The organism is Aureliella helgolandensis, from assembly GCF_007752135.1.
GTDB lineage: Bacteria > Planctomycetota > Planctomycetia > Pirellulales > Pirellulaceae > Aureliella > Aureliella helgolandensis.
In genome coordinates this window covers 213362-232947 of the sequence record NZ_CP036298.1, presented here as the reverse complement: position 1 = coordinate 232947, position 19586 = coordinate 213362, and the positions used below count along the sequence as shown (strand labels likewise).

12 protein-coding genes are annotated in these 19586 nt (G+C 55.7%); 10 read left to right on the top strand and 2 right to left on the bottom strand.

All coding sequences use genetic code 11. The annotated features are described in order from the left end of the window. Window positions 1-30: 30 nt before the first annotated feature. Window positions 31-1596 (top strand): sulfatase family protein, encoded by a 1566-nt coding sequence (locus Q31a_RS00865; RefSeq protein WP_145072653.1) that lies wholly within the window; start codon window positions 31-33, stop codon window positions 1594-1596. 399 nt (window positions 1597-1995) lie between these two features. Next, window positions 1996-2790, top strand: a complete 795-nt coding sequence (locus tag Q31a_RS00860; protein WP_145072651.1) for a HugZ family pyridoxamine 5'-phosphate oxidase — start codon at window positions 1996-1998, stop codon at window positions 2788-2790. Between the two features lie 64 nt (window positions 2791-2854). On the opposite strand, the gene Q31a_RS00855 is transcribed toward Q31a_RS00860, so the two are convergent. Continuing rightward, window positions 2855-3616 carry a rhamnogalacturonan acetylesterase gene (locus Q31a_RS00855; RefSeq protein WP_145072649.1) on the bottom strand — a complete coding sequence of 254 codons (762 nt, stop codon included), beginning with the start codon at window positions 3614-3616 and terminating at the stop codon, window positions 2855-2857. Window positions 3617-3958: 342 nt separating this feature from the next. Between Q31a_RS00855 and Q31a_RS30640 the strand changes: the two genes are divergently transcribed. The 8 genes from Q31a_RS30640 to Q31a_RS00810 all read left to right on the top strand — a co-directional run bounded on the left by Q31a_RS30640 (window position 3959) and on the right by Q31a_RS00810 (window position 18956). Then, on the top strand, window positions 3959-5923 hold the full coding sequence (locus Q31a_RS30640; RefSeq protein ID WP_231691014.1) for a BPSS1187 family protein: 1965 nt from the start codon (window positions 3959-3961) through the stop codon (window positions 5921-5923). A 192-nt stretch (window positions 5924-6115) separates the two neighbouring features. Continuing rightward, window positions 6116-6757: a hypothetical protein gene (locus tag Q31a_RS00840; RefSeq protein ID WP_145072647.1), complete on the top strand. Its 642-nt coding sequence runs from the start codon at window positions 6116-6118 to the stop codon at window positions 6755-6757. Window position 6758: 1 nt separating this feature from the next. Further along, the gene (locus Q31a_RS00835; RefSeq protein WP_145072645.1) at window positions 6759-7466 is read left to right on the top strand and encodes a Crp/Fnr family transcriptional regulator; all 708 of its coding nucleotides are present in this window, start codon (window positions 6759-6761) and stop codon (window positions 7464-7466) included. A 472-nt stretch (window positions 7467-7938) separates the two neighbouring features. After that, complete coding sequence (locus Q31a_RS00830; RefSeq protein ID WP_145072643.1) at window positions 7939-9747, top strand: hypothetical protein; 1809 nt, start codon at window positions 7939-7941, stop codon at window positions 9745-9747. 843 nt (window positions 9748-10590) lie between these two features. After that, window positions 10591-11112 (top strand): hypothetical protein, encoded by a 522-nt coding sequence (locus Q31a_RS00825; RefSeq protein WP_145072641.1) that lies wholly within the window; start codon window positions 10591-10593, stop codon window positions 11110-11112. A gap of 299 nt (window positions 11113-11411) precedes the next feature. Further along, the gene (locus tag Q31a_RS00820; protein ID WP_145072639.1) at window positions 11412-14411 is read left to right on the top strand and encodes a DUF1553 domain-containing protein; all 3000 of its coding nucleotides are present in this window, start codon (window positions 11412-11414) and stop codon (window positions 14409-14411) included. Between the two features lie 11 nt (window positions 14412-14422). Beyond that, window positions 14423-15832, top strand: coding sequence for a DUF1501 domain-containing protein (locus Q31a_RS00815; RefSeq protein ID WP_145072637.1), 1410 nt, complete (start codon window positions 14423-14425; stop codon window positions 15830-15832). Window positions 15833-15932: 100 nt separating this feature from the next. After that, window positions 15933-18956: a c-type cytochrome domain-containing protein gene (locus Q31a_RS00810; RefSeq protein ID WP_145072635.1), complete on the top strand. Its 3024-nt coding sequence runs from the start codon at window positions 15933-15935 to the stop codon at window positions 18954-18956. Here the strand turns inward: Q31a_RS00810 and Q31a_RS00805 are convergent. Then, the gene (locus tag Q31a_RS00805; protein WP_145072633.1) at window positions 18934-19584 is read right to left on the bottom strand and encodes a hypothetical protein; all 651 of its coding nucleotides are present in this window, start codon (window positions 19582-19584) and stop codon (window positions 18934-18936) included. The genes Q31a_RS00810 and Q31a_RS00805 overlap by 23 nt on opposite strands. Between the last annotated feature and the right edge of the window lie 2 nt (window positions 19585-19586).

Below are 19586 nucleotides of genomic sequence, written 5' to 3'. Positions count from 1 at the left end.
CTCGTTCACTCAGATCCATGAAAGTGTTCCATGCATTTCAGCAAGGCTCTAATCGCCGCAATCTTCCTGTCAGCCTCGTTTAGCGCACTGATTCGCGCTGCAGATCGTCCCAACATTGTTTTCATCTTTACCGATGACCACTGCGTCCAGGCCCTCAGCGCCTACGACGACAGCCGTATATCCACACCCAATATGGATCGCATTGCCCACGAAGGCATGCGTTTCAATCGCTGCTATGTGACCAACGGTATTTGCGGCCCCAGCCGTGCGGTTATCCAGACCGGCAGGTACAGCCACGCCAACGGATTCATCCGCAATGGAAATGTCTTCAACGGCAACCAACAGACCTTCCCTAAGCTCCTGCAACACGCAGGCTACCAGACTGCAGTCATCGGCAAGTGGCACCTTGGCTCCACCCCGCAGGGCTTCGACTACTACGACATCTTGAAAGGGCAGGGGCCGTATTACAACCCACCGATGATTACGAGCGACGAGAGCGGCAAGCCTGTCACTCGCAAACACACTGGTTACACCACGGAGATCATCGGAGACAAAGCAATCGACTGGCTTGAGAAGGGACGCGACCGAGAGAAGCCCTTCATGCTCATGTTCCAGCACAAGGCGCCTCATCGAAATTGGATGCCAGCCCCCAAATACCTCAATTGGCTGGACGACGTTGAGATTGCCGAACCCGAGACCCTGTTCGATGACTACTCCGGTCGCGAAACTCCGGCTGCCAATCAGACGATGACGATCTCCGACCACATGAATGACAACGATCTGAAGCTGACCGTTCCTCGAGGACTGATGCCAGAGCAACTCGAAGTTTGGAATCAGGCTTACACGGCTAAGAACGAATCCTATCTAGCCAAGCGGGACTCCATGACCGAGACGGAGATCCTCCGGTGGAAGTATCAGCGTTATGCGAAAGACTACCTGCGATGTGTAAAATCGGTCGACGATGAAATTGGCCGCCTGCTCGACTATTTGGACGACGAGGGACTCGCAGAAAAAACCGTAGTCATCTATTCCTCGGACCAGGGTTGGTATTTGGGGGAGCATGGCTGGTTTGATAAACGCTGGATGTATGAAGAATCGCTAATCACCCCGCTCCTCGTTCGTTGGCCAGGAGTCGTCCAGCCTGGCAGCGTCAACGAAACCGATATCACTTCCAACTTGGATTTTGCCGAAACCTTTCTCGATCTGGCGGGACTGGACGTGCCTGCCGACATGCAGGGCGCCAGCCTCGTTCCGCTATTCAAGGGACAGACACCGGAAGACTGGCGCAAGTCGTTCTACTACCACTACTACGAATTCCCTGGCGGCCACTCGGTCAACCGGCACTATGGCGTGACCGACGGAAAACACAAATTGATTCACTACTACGGCCCAAACCATGGCGGGGGGGAGATCGACGCCTGGGAACTCTTTGACCTCCATCGCGATCCCCATGAACTCCAAAGCCAAGCCGACAACCCCGACTATGCTGAAATTCGTGCAACGCTTGCAACCGAACTCAATCGACTCCGCCAACGCTACGACGTTCCTGCAGATACGCAACCAGCTCGAAAACCGCGGGTGCCGCAGCGGAATTAGAAGGGAGCTCCCGTCGACCACTTGGATGTCATTCGAGTCGGTCCCAATCATCGCCCCTCGAATCACAGTGCAGCGGCAACCGCCCATGCTTGCTCACGCGGCGAGATACGATAATCACCTGTCATCTCACGGCCGGTTGCGATTGGAGGACCCCTTATCTCAGCTTGCTTCCAAACTTGTGGAAAAATGCCGGAGGGACTCCTCTGCTCTTCTTGGAGATCACATTCGAGGGGCGACTGTCTGAAGACGGTTGGGGTGATAGGAATCGGACAAAGTCTGGTTACAATCGGTCCAGCATTAGCTGCCGAACGACAAGTCGCTGTCCGCCGGAGGCAATCGCCAACTGCGGCTCCTGCGCTCCAATTTACCGCCAATCACTTTTCAGGATACATCTTCACGATGACCGAACCGCGCCAACACGCTTACACGACCGAATCGGAAGAGCTCAATCCAGCTCCTGAGACGTCCTACGCCGAACGCGCGCGAACGATGCTGTTCCTCAACCAAACGGGGGTTCTATCAACGCACTCGAACAAATGCCCAGGCTTCCCTTTCGGGTCGACGATGCCCTACGCCTTGGACGCAGCGGGACGGCCCTTGTTCCTAGTCAGCTCGATGGCGATGCACACGAAGAACCTTAAAGCCGATGCCCGCTGCTCACTATTTGTCACCGCGCCCGACGCACACTTAGATCCCTTGGGGGCAGGCCGCATGACCTTGCTCGGCAGCGCCGAACCGGTGCCATCAGAGGAACTCGCCGCGGACCGTGCCGCCTACTTGGCTGCCCACGAAAATGCCAAATACTACGTGGACTTTGCAGACTTCTCCTTTTGGCGTCTGAATCCCAGCGAACTTTATTTCGTGGGGGGCTTCGGTGTCATGGGCTGGATTGAGGCCGCCGATTTCGAACGGGCTGTACCCGATCCATTGGCCGAAGCAGCCTCGGGAATCCTTGAGCACATGAATCGGGATCACATGCCTGCGATGCTCGAACTGGCCCAGCATGAGAAGGGAGTCGTGGCCTCCGAAGCGAAAATGACAGCCGTGGACCGACTCGGCTTTCACCTTCGCCTCACAACTCCAGAGCGTGTCCACTCAGTTCGAATTGGCTTTCCCGATGAGGTGTGCAGCGCCGAGGCGTGTCGCCAGGCAATTGTCTCGATGGTCCAACGCAGCCGAAAACAGGCAGATTAACCCTTCTGCCCTGGGCTAAAGAATCATCGAATGCCTGCGAGTTTCTCAACCGCGTTTTCTTCGGCTAGTCTCGCAAGTGAGTAGCCAGTTCAGTGACGTGCTTCTTGATCTCGGCGACGGCCAGGTCGCACATTCGCGTCGCTCCCAGGGCGTTAAAGTGCGTATTGTCGGAGTTCCCTTTGGGAAAGCGAGCGTATTCTCCCGGAGTTGTCCAATTGAACAGCCTCTCAGAGCGTTCCTCACCAAGCTGAATTAGTAGTTCACGCGAGCGAGAAGTCATATCTAACAGAGGCACCTGCAGCTCATTGGCAAGGCGTCGAACGGCTTCGGGGTAATCGCCGTGCGTCGGTTGAAGGCCTCCATCTTGGTTGAAGTTTCTTCGCACGACCGGTGTTGCAAGCACTGGCTGAGCCCCTCGCTCGCGCGTTTCCAACGCGTAGCGACGTAGGTTGTCTGTGTAGCTTCCGAAGGGATCGGTATGCCGAGCTTCATCGCTTTTCTCGTCATTGTGCCCAAATTGTATGATAACCCAATCGCCCGGCTGCAGCCTTTCCAGAATGCGATCCCAGCGTCCTTCGGCGCGGAAGCTCTTGGAACTGCGGCCATTGACTGCCCGATTATCCACCGTCACGTGCGAGTGAAAATATAACTGCAGCAGCTGTCCCCAACCACGTTCTGGATTCTCCGGAATCACGGGCTTGTCGGCCATCGTCGAGTCGCCGATCATGAAGATGGTCGTTTCTTGCGCGGATGCCACACTGAAAGAGGGAACGAAGAGGAGCGCTACCAAGATCGCGATCGCGTTCCAGAGAGGATGGTTCTGCATGCTGACCTTGCTTTTTCCATAGAGGGTTGATGAGCCGATGTTTGCGAGTGGCACGACGAAGCGAGGCTCGCAGATTACTGCACAAAGCTTAACATTTTTGCGGCCCCCTTTCTGACGTGCAGCATTGTCCACAAAAGATTGATCACAAGGGGACTTACTAGCGGGTGTACCTCTTGGCCCCCATACCGACAGGCTGGCAACACTCGACGCTCCTGCTCCCTTCGAATGAAGTCTGCAAGCCTCACAAACACATAATTCAAGGACAAATCCCCAAGACAGATTGAGATCGATTATCATGGTCACTCCGCTTGCACCCCCTTCCTCTCTCAGACGGCATGCCTCATGATCCGCTTCAGACTTCTGCTTTTACTCGCCGCATGTGCCTCCTTTCTCTCGTCTCCGATCCTCTCAGCTGCTGCACCTCCGCCCGAGAGCGGGCAACAGCCCAAGCACGTCCGAATCTTGACGGTGGGCAATAGCTTCACACAAAATGCGACGCGATACTTGGACGAAGTAACTGAGGCAGCAGGGCATAAACTGACTCACAAAATGTTGTCGATCGGCGGTTCACCGTTGGAGCGCCACGCTAACATGGCGCTCAAGTTCGAGGCGAACCGTAACGACAACTCTGCCAAGTACTCGCGTGGCGAGAGCTTGCAGGAAGCGCTGCAAAGCGAATCCTGGGACTTTGTGACGGTGCAGCAAGTGAGTTTCAAGAGCCACGATGTTGAGACCTATCGTCCCTACGCAGAGCAATTGGCGGATATCGTCCATCGCTATGCACCTCAAGCCAAATTGCTCGTGCATGAGACATGGGCTTACCGAAAGGATGACCCGCGTTTTCGTGGTACCAATACGGATGCGAAAGAACCTGCGACACAACAAGCCATGTACGAAGGGCTGAGCGACGCGTATCGCACGATCGCGAAAGAATTATCGGCGGGTCGCATTCCCGTGGGAGATGCCTTCTGGCTTGCAGACTCCGATGCAAACTTTGGATTCCGTGGAACCGCCAGCTTCGACGCAAAGCAATTGCAACACCCCGAGTTGCCCGAGCAACTGCACTCGTTGCACGTTGGCTACCGTTGGCTCGAACGCGATGGCAAACGAGAACTGGGTATGGACGGGCATCATGCGAACCTGGCCGGCGAGTACTTAGGAGCTTGCGTCTGGTTCGAGTGCTTGTTCGGAGAGAGCTCGATTGGAAACAGCTTTGTGCCCAACAAACTCGCTCCCGAGTATGCGGTATTTCTTCAGAAAGTGGCACATCAAGCAGTACAACCTGGTGGAGATATTGTGCAGGGTGTTAGCCGCGACGCGGTGTTAGGATTCGACGACCCCGCTCCGCAGCGATATACGCTTCGAGTGCGTGCGAGTGAGATTGATTCGCGGGTCAAAGAGTACCCCGAAATTGGCTTTGTGTTCGGTAGCGACAAGAAACCCGCAGACCTCGAATTCGCATCGGTCGACACGCGCGTCGCCCCCCAAGGTAAGCTTGCAATTTGGTTGATGGGTCACAACCAGGGCCTATTCGAACGATTGAACGATTACGGAGTGCATGCAATTGGTGTTAGTTACGCCCGACAATGGTTTGGCAAGCTCTGTCGGCCGCGTCCCTCCGATGCTTACGCTAGGGGGCGCATCCGATTGGAAGCCGCAACCGGCCTGGACTTCAGCGATGAATTGGACCTCTTGCCACCCGATGGTGCTGCCGAGCGAACGCGACAACTGCTGCTGTGGCTCTCCAGTGAGAATCCGCAAGGAAATTGGGATCAGTTTTTGACCGACGATCAATCGCGCGTGCGTTGGGACAAAGTCATTATTACCGGCGCGTCTCATGGAAGCACGACGGCAGCCAGATTTGCCAAGCACCAAAGGGTTGATCGCGTAGTGATGCTGTGCGGGCCGCGAGACCAAGACCAAGACTGGCAAGGCTTGCCATCGGCAACGCCCAACAACCGCTTCTTCGGTTTCAGCCACGTGCTCGATGGGGGGTGGACGGCAGACCACTATTGCCGATCGTGGGAACTTCTGGGCTTGCACCAGTTCGGACCGATCGTCAACGTCGACCAAACCCAGGCGCCCTATCAAAATTCGCGGCGTTTGATTACCGCAGCCGATGTGGGAGGGGACGCCGGTCGCGCCCACTCTTCCGTCACGCCTGGCAGCGCATCTCCAGAGAATGCACAAGGCGAAAAGCTGTTCGACCCAGTCTGGCATTACCTGTACAACCAGCCGGTCGATATCGTCGGCGAAGCCACCGAAGAAGATCCAGACTGCCTACGCATTCAGGCCACGTACGAATAGTCGTTGGCATCGCCTCCGCCCCCTACTACTTCAGCTCAATCTCAGCCTACGGCCTACAGCCTACGACAAAATTGGGGATTCCTAACGCAAGCCTGTAAGGCCTTGCTACAAGCAGCGACAGTCAAGCAGTACATGCCCCGTTGATAGCGGGGCATGTGTTAGCTGTTTCACACTTTCGTTGGAGTTAGGATCATGCCGCGAACAATTCGCCACGGTTTGATGTTTCTATTGGCGTTGAGCTTGGGTTTGCCAGCATTCTCTGCCGCACTGGCTCAATCGGGCACCAAGGCACCGCCAACCACCGCCGCTCGCATTCAAGGTAGCGGCACGACGCAAGGCCAAAGCCAAGTAGCCCTCGGTGGATACTGCCCGGTCTGCGTAATCGACATGAAAAAATGGGTCCAAGGAGACCCTCGCTTTTCAGTATCTCAAGACGGAAAAACCTACCTGTTCCCAGGAGAGGAACAACGTCGGTCCTTCCTCAACAATCCAAATAAGTACACCCCAGCACTGGGCGGCGATTGTACAGTCTGCTTGGTCGAGATGGGCAAGACGATGCCTGGCAGTATCCGATTTGCCACCCTTCACGAAGGCCGCTTGTTTCTGTTTCCGAGTGCGGAGCAAAAGCAAATGTTCGCTAAAAACCCAGCCAAGTATGCGGACGTGGATCTGGCGGCTGAAGGGAAATGCACCGTCTGTCGGATAGATATGCAGCAAGATGTGCGGGGAAAGCCCGAATTCACAGTCGTTCATGAGGGACTACGGTACTGGTTTCCTGCAGCCGAACAACAACAGAAGTTCGTGAATAATCCAGACAAATACGAAGTCCAATAATATGCACGATCGCATATGGTATCTGCAGAATTGCGATCTCTTCGAAAAACTAACGGAAGAACAGTTGAATGCGCTGGAACGACGGTCGCACTTCAACCGCTTCCCCAAAGGATCGCCGATTTACCTTCCATCACAGCCAGCGGACTCGGTCATGCTGGTTGCTGATGGCTTAGTGAAAATTTGTCATTTGACTGTAGAGGGTAAAGTCTCCACACTGGCGTTCGTCAAAGTAGGTGAGCTCTTTGGAGAACTATCCCTGTTCGATGCTGAGGAGCGTGGGGAATATTGCGAAGCGGTTGAACCGACCACCGTAATTCGAATCCCTCGAGGCATACTACAGACACTGATGAACAACGAACTCGATATCGCCTTAGGGGTTACCAAACTTGTTGGTCTGCGCCGTTTGCGAATTGAAAACCGTCTAAGAAACCTTCTATTCAATTCGAACCATCAGAAGCTAACGCACTTACTCCTCGATCTCGCCGACCAATTTGGAATCACCATCGAAGAGGGCATTCGCTTGGGGCTCAAGCTATCGCACCAAGAGATGGCTAGCCTCATTGGGACCACGCGAGAAACCGTCACGATCGTGCTTGGCAAGATGAAGGCCGATGGGCTCATTGGCGGACAGCGTCAAAGCGTCGTACTGACCGACATTGAGCGTCTTGCTGCTTCGGTCGGACGGCATCGTAGAAGCGAAGGACACTAGCAAGGGGACAGGCTAGCGAGCCTTGCTCGGCCAGGGTTCGCTTCCGTCCCCTTCGAACTTGCATCAGATACCTCTAAATCCGAAGCCCCCTCCAGCAGCAGCGTGCTGCACACTCCACCTACCGCATCGACCTACTTTGAGATCCGAAACTGCTCCAAACCTACTCAACAACCGCGATTTATCGGAGCCGGTCTGCCCAGCACGCAAGGGTTTACCGCAAGGGCAACGACGGCGGCGCGGGCCGCCCCGAGGCCATGGGCGAGTACCGTGGCTTTAGCGAATCTCACGGTTTCCAGCCCTCCCAATCGCTGTAAAACCACGGTTTATGGTGCGACGCATTGTCTACTCGTTGTGCTCAGGATTTGCTAGAACCCAAGACAGTAACGGAACGCGGTCGCGTCGCTCTCTTCCAAATCGCTTCCCCATCTCCCCAACTTCACCCTAGACATCACAATCCCGCTGGGAAACCACAGTGAGCAAGCTGCAACAAGTCCATCAGCCGACAGTCGCGGGATTCACCGAGACTCCGCTCGTTCGACGTTGGTTGATGCCAGCGTTAATCGTACTTCAATGCCTTCTCGTAGCGGCCATCGCTTGGCAAAGTCACCGTTTCGGCTTTGATTCAGCAACCACCGATCGCCCCGTGACACTGGTCCTAGGACTCTTACTGCTACAATTCCTGCTGTATCTGGCAAGCCTATTCGCTGCATTGCGCCTTCCTCCCACCAAGTCACTCTTCGCAGTCATCTTGGGCGTTTCCGTACTGCTCCGCGGTCTGTTGCTCCCATCGACGCCCATCCAAGAAGTGGATATCTATCGCTACATGTGGGATGGTGTCGTCGCGACGCAAGGAATTAGCCCCTTTCAACACGCTCCACTGGAGTTCCAACAGGCGGAGCCGCGACACTCGCCCGATACACACCTAATCGGCACGCCAGTTGCCTCACTAAAGCGGTTAGTAGATGAGGACGCGGGCATCCGAGAAACATTGCGTCGAGTTCACTATCCAGAGTTGCCTACCGTGTATCCGCCCACCAGCCAAGCTGTTTTTGCAGCTGCCAGTTGGGCAACACCTACCGGCGTATCGATTGAATCCCGATTGGAATTGATGAAGTCGGTGATCTTATTGTTCGATATTGGGGCTATCCTACTCCTTGGGAGAATTCTCTTCCTGCGCGGAATGCACTCAGCCTGGACGATTGCCTACGCATGGTCTCCACTCGTTCTCAAGGAATTTGCCAACAGCGGGCATCTCGATGCGATCACCATCTGCATCACTCTAGCGGCGTTGTTGTGGCTACACCCGCCTGCCGGTCGGCAGTTGAGCGTTGGACAGACGCTCGTTAGCGCAGGACTGGCAGGACTAGCGGTTGGAGGAAAGCTCTACCCCATTGTACTTTTCCCGTTGATTGCGGTCTTTCTGCTGCGTGCAGCAGGCCCCCGAAAAGCGTTGGCCTGGGGCACCGTCGCAACCCTTGCTACGCTTATTGCACTCGCTCCCATGTTTTGGGAAAGCGTGCGAGCTGCCTACGCGCAATCGCTCGCTCCAGCCAACCTAGTAGACAATTCACGACCGGCTGCACTCCTCCCTCCACCACCCAATCCCAAGCAACTCAACGGACTTAACAGCTTCCTGACTCAGTGGGAGATGAACGACTTGCTGTTCATGATCGTGGAAGAGAATCTGCGCCCCGACAATTCGATTCCCGGACAACCACCATTATGGTTTGTTTTTGTGCCAAACGAAACGCGTGTGCTCGTCACCACTCGGGTAGCAGGGCACTACGGACTGGACGAAGAACGCGTCCCTTTCTTGCTAACACGACTTCTCACGCTAGCGATATTCGGACTCGTTGGCCTTTGGCTGTGTCACGCGGTATGGAACGATCCCAGCCGCCTACTAGAAGCATGTTTTCTCTGCATCGCTTGGTTTTGGCTACTTGCGCCAACTCAGAATCCTTGGTACTGGACCTGGGCATTGTGTTTAGTCCCATTCGCTCGCAATCCGATATGGCTCGCCACCAGTGGCCTAACGCTCGTCTACTACCTTCGATTCTGGTTGCTCTACCATTTTACGGACACTCCCATCCTCGGAACTCTCTACCAGGGTGTGTACTTCTTTGACTTCATCCTAACTTGGTTTGAATTTGGTCCTCTGTTGTTGCTGCTCACCATCCAGTCCTGGTTTAGATGGAGAAAGTCACTGCGAGGAAAAAGCAAATCGGAGCACCTAATTCCCTTTGCACGCATCCCTGAACCTGGAAAAACAAAGACTCGCTAAACAGCGGACTGCGTAGCTGCCGGAGCAACAGCCATTTCCAGATATCTCACCCAGAAATCACTTGCTACAATCCACCATTTTTCTGACCAGCGTGATTGCGATCTGACAATTCACTTTTGAGGAGGAGACGGCGAAACGATGGCGGCGGAGTTCAGCGACACCCTACATGCGACCGAACAGATTGGGGACTCATTTTGCGAACGTCTGACGCAGACAACACAGCGCACTTTTAACTTGCATGCAAGCCGCGTGCTCGTCCTGGATAGGGTTTGCGAATGTGCAAGCGCGACATTGGCAACTTCCCTACGGAGACCAATCCGTCTTCCTACGCGGCCGCACATTCTTTGAACTCGGTGGTTACAGTCACCTCGTTAGCACCGAAGCCTGCGAATGGTCTCCTCGATTGCGACGCGCTGGCCGACTGCGGCTTCTCGCCCAATCCTTCCTGACGCCCGATTGCCGTTGGAAGCGGATGGGCACTGTCCGAATCACCATTCGAATTGCCACATGATGACCGCAGGGTGTCGATGGCTGTTTTTGGGGCTTGGGAGGAGTCAGCCAGTCTAGTGAACTAAATGCTGGCGAGAAAGATTAGAGTGCTAGTGGTTCATCTCCTCGCTCCTTTCTTTAGGATCACCTCACGATACTACGCTCATCGCTCGCCCTGCCACGGATCGGCTTGCGCCTATCCATCCCACTCTTCGGCCTCGAGCATGTAACGTCCGCAGCAGCTCCCCAGGTGGCGGCTCCGCAATCATCCTCCGCTGTGCCAGCCTCCTTCATCGTGACATTCACCACTCAAGAGGATCATTAGCAGATGCAGAAGCAGCTGGGATCACTCGGTTGCGGTCAGGCCTCAGCGGAAATCCCAACGCGGACAATTCAGCCAATACCGATGAAGCCAAAGCCAACCCATATCCCGATCCTACAGAGATCTTGTGGCTACGGAACGGCGAAAAAGTGACAACACCGGCACAGTGGTGGGAGCGACGCAGGCCTCAGCTCGTCCAGGACTTTGAACGCGAGGTGGTGGGGCGCATTCTGGACAACGTGGCTGCCGTTGAGTGGGAGGCATTGAAGAGCGTAGAAGAACAGCTTGGTGAAACCGAGGTACTCGAAAAACGTCTTGTCGGACGGGTGGATAATTCGGACTGTCCCGACATCTCCGTAAACATCGCGATGTCGGTTGTAGCACCGAAGAACGCTACGGGGCTGGTACCAGTATTGATGATGTTTGGATTCACTACATTCGGTTCACACGGAGAGCTCGCCTGGAGACAACACGACGGTGGCCATACCGACCTACCCAACATCAAGCATTTCATCCCATGGGCTGATAAGCTTGATGCAGAAAACCTGGAATAACCCAGCATCCTGGTGCTCGTCCCCCCCTGCAAGCAATCTAGCCTCCGATTGTCTACAATAGAGGGATGAGATAGGCACGCCGCCCGATCCCCCGGGGGTTGTTGCCACAGTGGACGGTGATTTAGTTTCGAACACTTAGCTTCGAAAGCGAGTCCCTCCGAGACGCGCTGAAGGGTCTCGGCGAAACTCGACTTCAAGTTAAGAGTGTGCTCGCTGTCTGCCGTTCAGTAGAACCGCAATGGAATGAATCAGACAATTCGCCCGCCTACCGCCCACCGTCACCACAACGCGATTCAACGATGTCAGACAGAATTTTGACAGCTCCCCACGGGCCCCTCAGCTTCGCGGTCCTGGAGTGGCCTGACTTTAATCTCAGCAAAGTCCGTACGGCTCGCCGCTTAGTGGTGCTCTTCGGCTACGTGTCTACTTGGATGGCCTTAGCTGCATTCCTACCAACTCGACCGACATTCGCCCAACAGATCTTGTCGGAAGTTCGTGACGCAGAACAGGAAGACTTCTTTGAGCAACACATCCGTCCCGCGTTGGTGAAATACTGCTACGAGTGCCATGCGGCCGACACGGAAGCCAGTGGCGGACTTCTTTTGGATTCGGCAGCTGGATGGAAGGCTGGCGGTGACTCTGGGCCTGCTATCCTTCCTGGACAGCCGCTGGAGAGCCGCTTCATTCGAGCAATCGATTACGAAGACTCCAACCTGCAGATGCCGCCAGAGGGTAAATTACCGGAGGACATCATTCAGGCATTCACCGCATGGGTTGCACAAGGTGCGCGCGATCCGCGACAAGCAACAGGTTCACAGCCTACCGTTCGAACCAGCGGCCTGCCGGTCGAAGAGGCGCAAAAACACTGGGCGTATCGTCCATTGGTGAGAGCGGAAATCCCCGCATCTGGCACAGAGCGGTCCGCCACGGCAGTCGATTCCTTCATCAATCGGCGTTTGGCCGAAGTACAACTCACGCCCTCACCGACCGCCTCGCGTGAAGTCGTTGTGCGCAGACTGTACTTCGATTTGACGGGCCTGCCGCCTCCCACCAACGCAATGGAATTGTGGTTTCGGCCCGACGATCGCAGTCCCGAGGTTGGCTACCGCCGGCTGGTTGATGGGCTGCTGACCTCCCCCAATTATGGAGAGCATTTCGCACGCAAGTGGATGGATGTTGCCCGCTATGCGGAATCGATCACTTTGCGAGGTTTTGTGCTGCCTGAGGCATGGCGGTATCGCGACTACTTGATCCAGGCCTATGCCGAGGACCGACCGTTTGACCAAATGATTCGCGAACAAATTGCTGGCGATTTGCTGGAGCATTCGGACATGCGCGAGCGTCAAATGCAACTGACCGCGACGAGTCTGCTGGCCATGGGAAATAACAATCTTGAACAGCAGGATAAGACGCAGCTTGAGATGGACTACATCGACGAGCAGCTCGATACGATCGGTCGCGCCTTCTTGGGCCAAACGCTTGGATGCGCCCGCTGCCACGATCACAAATTCGACCCTATTCCCACGCGTGACTACTACGCGATGGCGGGTATTCTGCGCTCAGCCGTAGCGTTGGAACACGCAAATCTATCGAAATGGATCGAGCTTCCCTTACCGCTGCCTGCCGAGCAGCAAACCTCTTACGATCAATGGTCAGCCGAGCTACAGCAAGTTGACAAGCGGCTAGCGGAGATTCGCGCGAAAGCCCCCGCTACGGCAGCACGACCCAATCAATTCATTGCGATTGCCGATCTGCCAGGAGACGTCATCGACGATTCTCAAGCTAGGTTGGTCGGAAGCTGGAAAGCTTCGACCTACAGTCGTCCGTCCATAGGAGAGGGCTACGTTCACGACGAGAACAGCCGCAAGGGAATGGCGACAGCGACGTTCGAGCCCAACGATCTCGCACCTGGGCATTACGAGATTCGCATGGCGTATACCGCTTCGGCAAACCGATCCAGCAACACGCTGGTCCACGTTTTCAGTGCAGAGGGTGAAACGGAAATAGCGGTCAACCAGCGGCAAACTCCAGACATCGATGGGGTGTGGATTTCGCTAGGCACTTACCGCGTTGAGCAAGATGGTCAAGCCTTTGTCCTGATCACCAATCAGGACTCGAACGGATATGTAATTGTCGACGCCGTCCAATTCCTGCCGCAAGGAGTCGATTTGGCATCCGCAGCCCCAGCCAACGATTCGGAGTCGCCTGCGCAGTTGTCGGAGCAAACCGAGTCTGAACAGGAGGCGTTGGCGGCTGAGCTTCGCATGCTGGAGTCGCGTCAACGAAAGCTAAAGTCCCAACTGGCGACGCGCCCGCGTTACTTGACCGTGGACGAAAAATCGCCCCCCAAAAATATTCCCATCCACATTCGCGGAGACGTCCACAATTTGGGAGAAGTCGTGCCTCGTGGGTTCCTAACGGCGCTCGCGATGCCCTCGTCCACCACCATGATTTCCGAGAATTCCAGTGGTCGATTGGAGATGGCGAACTGGATCAGCTCCGACCAAAATCCTCTCACCGCACGGGTCTATGCGAATCGAGTCTGGAGCTGGCTCATGGGGCAGGGGCTAGCCGCCTCCCTTAATAATTTTGGAACGACTGGAACAGCCCCCACTCATCCCGAATTGCTTGATTGGCTCGCCATAGAACTGATTCAAAGTGGATGGTCGACCAAGCATCTTGTGCGGACGATTGTGATGTCCCAAGCCTATCGTCGCCAAGTCGTTGGCGGGGAGACGGCCGAGCAACTGGATCCAACCAACCGCTACTATTGGCGGGGATCTCTCCGGCGCATCCCGGCGGAAGCCTTGCGTGACGCCGTGCTGCAAATTAGCGGCGAACTAGATGCGGAAAGGGGCGGCTCCTTAATTCGACCTGGCACCACGGCGGACTACGATTACCAACACGCATCGACCCGAAGGAGTGTGTACCATCCGGTTTTCCGCAATTCGCTTCCCGAGCTGTTCGAGGTGTTTGACTTTGCCGACCCAAGTGTCTCTATCGGGCAGCGTGCCAGGAGCACCGTGGCCACGCAGCCCTTAGCACTGCTCAATCACCCTTGGATGGTAGCTCGCGCCCAGGCCGCCACACAACACTTTAAGACACTTAGCAGTCCAGCAAGCGTCGAGGAATTGGTTGAGAACCTGCACCTTGCATGCTTCTTCCGTCCACCAACCGACGAAGAACTTGCCACCTGCACGGAATTCCTGAATGCGAAGGAACTCCCGCTGGAAAGTGCGAATCTGCAGCTACTAATTCACTCCTTGTTCGCATCCCTAGATTTTCGTTACCTCCAATGAGCAGGACTACCATGACGAACTTCCCCATGCACCGGCGAGATTGGCTACAAGGATCCGCATGCGGTTTTGGCGCCTTGGCTGCTGGTGCGGCGTTGGGCACCGGCAACCTCGCCATGGGAGCCGATCGACCGGGGTTGCATCACCAACCGAAGGCCAAGCGAATCATCTTCCTGTTCATGCAGGGAGGTGTTAGCCAAGTGGACTCGTTCGACTACAAGCCTCTGCTGGCGAAACGGAATGGTGAGAAGCTAACCTTCGACGATCCGCGTCAGACGGCCAATACGGGCAAACTCAGCGAACACCATTTAATGAAATCGCCTTGGAAATTCCGCCAGTACGGCGATTCGGGGCGGTGGGTGTCGGAGTTGTTTCCCGAGATGGCCAAGCGAGTGGACGACATGTGCATGTTGCACGGCATGCACACCGAGGGCGTGGCCCATGGACCGGCGACGCTGTTCCTGCATTGTGGAGCCACCAATTTCATTCGGCCGTCAATTGGCTCATGGGTCTTCTACGGTCTAGGCACGCAAAACGCCGATTTGCCTGGCTTCGTGTCAATCGCCCCATCGATCGGCAATGGCGGGCCACGCAACTACGGCAGCAGCTTTCTTCCGCCGCAGTTCCAAGGCACCAAGGTGGGCAGCCTGACCGATGCGCAGCTCTCGATCGACAGCCTCACGCGAGCCGATTTATCGAGCGACCTCCAGCAGCAACAGTTTGATTTGCTAAACAAGCTCAATCGGCAGCAACTGGCACAGAGAGTCATGCATGTTCCGGAACTGGAAGCTTCTCTGCAATCGCAAGAGTTGGCATGGCGCATGCAAAAAGTGGCCCCTGACGTGCTCGATCTATCTCAAGAATCGGACCAAACACGACGTTTGTATGGTATCGACCAACCGGTCACCAAGGCCTACGGCGAGCGTTGCCTGATGGCCCGACGACTGTGCGAAGCGGGAGTGCGGTTCATACAAGTCACCTATGGAGACAACTCGGCCAACCCAGCTTGGGATCAACATTCCAACATCCCTCGACACGCGGACCATGCCTTAGCAGTCGACCGTCCCATATCTGGCCTTTTGCAGGATCTGAAGCAACGTGGCTTGCTGGAGGATACGATCGTCTGGTGGGGAAGCGAGTTTGGGCGCACCCCTTACGCTCAAGCCAATGGAACCGGACGTGACCACAATCCACGAGGATTCACCGTCTGGTTGGCTGGTGGCGGATTCAAACCAGGCTTCAGCCACGGAGAGACCGACGAATTTGGGTTTCAAGGCATCAATGGCCGAGTACACATGCATGATTTACACGCCACGCTCCTGCACCAATTGGGGATAGACCACAAGCGACTGATCTTCCAACATGCCGGGCGTCCCTTCCGACTGACCGACGTGCACGGACAGGTTGTCGACAAGATCATCTAGGAAGATCTTCGAGGAAGTTGAGTGAACCACTCAGCGGCTTGGCGTACAATAGGGTCTCTACGTTCCGTTTCTGCCCCCCTAGTTTGCCCGGTCCCTGCCAATGCGCATCCTCATTCACCCCCTGCGGACGAAAAACGCCTTTGGATCTGCTGCTGAATATTTGCGCACCGCCTTGCTGTGGGGGGCAGTATTCTGCCTAGGACTGACGGCGACGTGCTGGAGCTATGCCGCCGAGTTGGTTACCTATTCTCAAGTGCGACCAATTCTCGACCAATATTGTGCGGGCTGCCACGGAGCGACCGATCCGGAAGGGGATTTTTCGGTCGCTTCCTACGACTCACTCATGGCCGATTCTCGAGAGCTACCCGCCATCGTGCCTGGGCAACCCGAGAAGAGTCATCTATGGCAATTGCTGACAGGAGCAGAGGAACCTCGCATGCCGCCGGAGGACGAAGTACAGCCTTCAGGGGAAGAGATCAAACAACTACGGCAATGGATTCTTGACGGGGCGGACAACGACTCCGCATCCCCCATGCAACTTGAGATCGCAGCACCGCAACTGCCAACCGCGCCGCGGGAAAATCAGTTCGCGAGCACTGGGTGTAGTCTTCCAGGTGGTGCGATCGCCATCGGACGGTTTGGTCGCGTTGACATCTACGACGCCCCAGACACAACCCTACAGTGGAGCCTAGAGGGATTCAGCGGGAAAGTGAATTCGCTACGCACCAGCGCCGATGGAAAACAACTAGTCGTCGGCAGCGGAGTAACTGGAGTTGCTGGTGAAATCGCTGTGATCGATATCAGCAGTCGAAAAATCGTCCAGCGTCTGCAGGGGCACTCCGATGCAGTTTACTGCGCATCCCTGAGTCCGGATGGAAAGTGGATTGCATCCGGGAGCTACGATCGCAAGGTGATATTGTGGGACGTAGCGACGGGAAAGGCAGTACGCGAACTGACCGGACACAATGGAGCCATCTACGATCTCGATTTTGACGCACAGAGCAAGCTCTTGGCAACGGCCAGCGGAGATCAAACCGTCAAGCTATGGCAGGTGGCGACCGGCCTGCGTCTGGATACCTTTGGGCAACCTGAAGGCGAGATGTATTGCGTACGATTCGCACCCGACGCCCAGCACGTCTTCGCTGCAGGCGCAGATCGCCAAATACGCTGTTGGCAAATTGTGTCGAGCGACAAGCCAGCGATTAATCCGATGCTGCACGCGAGATACGCGCATGAATCAACCGTCCTGCAATTGGAATTCGTCAATGCAGGACAGCTCGTTTCCACATCAGCGGATCTGACGGCCAAACTATGGCAGGCCGAAGAGCTCAAGTCGCTCGGCCAACTGGCAGAGCTGGCTGATGTGCCGGTGGCCATATTGACTAGAACGCACAAGGCAGCGGCCGACAACAGCGATTTGCGAATCCAAGTGCTACAGATCACCGGCCAGAGTCCTTGGTTAGCAAGCCCCTTGCTGGGCAAACATCAAACGCTTGCCGAGGAGGCTTCTACTCCCACCAGCCTTCTTCTTGAGGCTTCCGCACCTGCAACTCAGCCGAAAACCGCCCCTCAGGCTAGGCCTCCCGCACCGCATGACTTTACCGAAGTTGAGCCGAACAATTCGGTGGCTGAGGCCACGCGAATCAGCCTGCCTGCAAAGGTGGCTGGAGCCATCGCGGGTGTAGATGCCGTAGGCAACGAGGTTGATGCCGACTATTTCAAGTTCTCCGCCCAGGCGGGTGAGCAGTGGATTTTCGAAGTCATGGCTAGCCGAAATGGTTCGCCACTGGATAGTCGCATAGAGGTCTTGGGAATGGACTCTCAAAGTCTCCTACGCACTCGGCTGCAGGCGGTGCGCGAGTCCTACTTCACTTTTCGCGGGAAGGACAGCGCGACCAGTGATGACTTTCGGCTGCATAAATGGGAGGACATGGAGCTAGACGAGTACTTTTATGCAGAGGGAGAGGTATCACGATTATGGCTCTATCCGCGTGGTCCCGACTCCGGTTTCAAAGTCTATCCAGGAGTCGGCAGTCGTCGCACCTATTTTGACACCACGCCGGTTTCGCACGCCTTGGGTGCCACGGGCTATATTGTTCGCGAACTCGCTCTCGCTGAACAACCACTCCCTAACGGCTTGCCTGTCTTCCCCATCTATTTTGAGAATGATGACGACCCATTCCGCCGGCACGGGGCCGATTCACGCCTTGAGTTTGTTGCTCCCGCTACTGCTGACTACATCGCACGGGTCCGCGATGCGCGCGGTTTCTCGGGCGACGATTTCAAATATGAACTTGAAATCCGCCGTCCCAAACCAGATTTCTCCCTTAGTGTTGGTAATTCCAAATTGTCGATGCCGATTGACAGTGGACGAGAATGGAGTGTAACCGCCACGCGCAGCGACGGTCTTGAGGGCCCTATTTGCATCGCCTTAGAGGGAGTACCGAATGGATTTCTGGCGACCAATCCGCTGATTATCGAAGCAGGCCAGGAGCGCGCTTTCGGCACCCTCTATGCAACCCCAGCTGCGGCAATCCTGCCGGACACCTCATCCAATCAGGAGCTCACAGAGGACGGCAGTAATGCCTTGGCGAACGCGGCCGAGGGCGCGCAGGAAGTCGCCACCACAATGCCCCCCGAACCTTTCGTAATCAAACTCATCGCTTCCAGCGAAGTGGCCGGACAGCGGATCGAACATGAACTGAACGAAACGCTGGAGGTGACTCTAGTCGAACGTAGTGAATTGCAATTCCAAATTGTGGATGCCACGGACTCGAATCGCGAAGTGGAAGAGCTTTCCATTCGGCCTGGAGAGACCATCTCAGCGCGCATCTTGATACAACGGCAGGGGGTCGAGAGTCGCGTTAGTTTCGGGGGGGATGATTCGGGACGCAATTTGCCCCACGGGGCCTACGTCGACAACATTGGCCTCAATGGACTATTGATTCCGGAGGGGCAGAACGAACGGGAGTTCTTCATCACCGCAGCTCCCAAACTACAGCCGGGACGACGCCAATTCCATCTTCAGAACGACTCAGCCGGCAAGGCGACCAGCCGTCCGTTATGGTTGAATGTCCTGCCACCTCAAACCAAACTCGATCCTAGCGATTCAGAAACTCGATAAGCTGCGCATGGGCTGTGGTGGGATCGGAGAGCAAAGGAAAGACAGCTGACAGCAGCAACAGCATGCCGGCGAGCACGAAGGGGAATCCCGCCGCAGACCTGGGACAAACCACAGCGGTCCCCGCAGACACGAAGGCACGCTCGAGCTTGAGCCAATCTTGCAGATTATCGAGCAACCCCACATGAACAACTTGGTGCACTCGCCCGCTGCCCGCCGGTTCACTGGCCAATTGAATATTCGAATTGGGAAGGGTTAAAACTTCTCCCAGCCAAGTGGCGTCGGAGTCAACCTGCTTGGCCGCAGATTCAAGAGTGTCTCGAAACTGCTGATGGTTCATGCCATAGGAAATCAACCTGGGACGGCAGCTGAGGAGAAACATGACTAGGCCCAGGATGTAGAGCCCGAGCATCATGAACCAGACCCAACCATGCCATCGCATCGCGGCTTGTGCTGGGAAGAACAATTGCATTGGCCCGATAATCACCAAGCCGCATACCGCAATTCCGAGAGTCAGCGTGTCACGCCAACCGGTGGTGACCATGGGGCGCGAACGCATGCGCAGGCCCCCGATCATCATCAAATACACAGCGATCGGAATCGACGCAATTGCAAAGTGAATCGTAAACATAC

Bases quoted from the DNA above. Each gene is read 5' to 3' on its own strand.
- Q31a_RS00855 (WP_145072649.1), bottom strand. From the start codon at position 3,616: ATGCAGAACCATCCTCTCTGGAACGCGATCGCGATCTTGGTAGCGCTC.
- Q31a_RS00840 (WP_145072647.1), top strand. From the start codon at position 6,116: ATGCCGCGAACAATTCGCCACGGTTTGATGTTTCTATTGGCGTTGAGC.
- Q31a_RS00810 (WP_145072635.1), top strand. From the start codon at position 15,933: ATGCGCATCCTCATTCACCCCCTGCGGACGAAAAACGCCTTTGGATCT.
- Q31a_RS00815 (WP_145072637.1), top strand. From the start codon at position 14,423: ATGACGAACTTCCCCATGCACCGGCGAGATTGGCTACAAGGATCCGCA.
- Q31a_RS00805 (WP_145072633.1), bottom strand. From the start codon at position 19,584: ATGTTTACGATTCACTTTGCAATTGCGTCGATTCCGATCGCTGTGTAT.
- Q31a_RS30640 (WP_231691014.1), top strand. From the start codon at position 3,959: ATGATCCGCTTCAGACTTCTGCTTTTACTCGCCGCATGTGCCTCCTTT.
- Q31a_RS00865 (WP_145072653.1), top strand. From the start codon at position 31: ATGCATTTCAGCAAGGCTCTAATCGCCGCAATCTTCCTGTCAGCCTCG.
- Q31a_RS00835 (WP_145072645.1), top strand. From the start codon at position 6,759: ATGCACGATCGCATATGGTATCTGCAGAATTGCGATCTCTTCGAAAAA.
- Q31a_RS00860 (WP_145072651.1), top strand. From the start codon at position 1,996: ATGACCGAACCGCGCCAACACGCTTACACGACCGAATCGGAAGAGCTC.
- Q31a_RS00820 (WP_145072639.1), top strand. From the start codon at position 11,412: ATGTCAGACAGAATTTTGACAGCTCCCCACGGGCCCCTCAGCTTCGCG.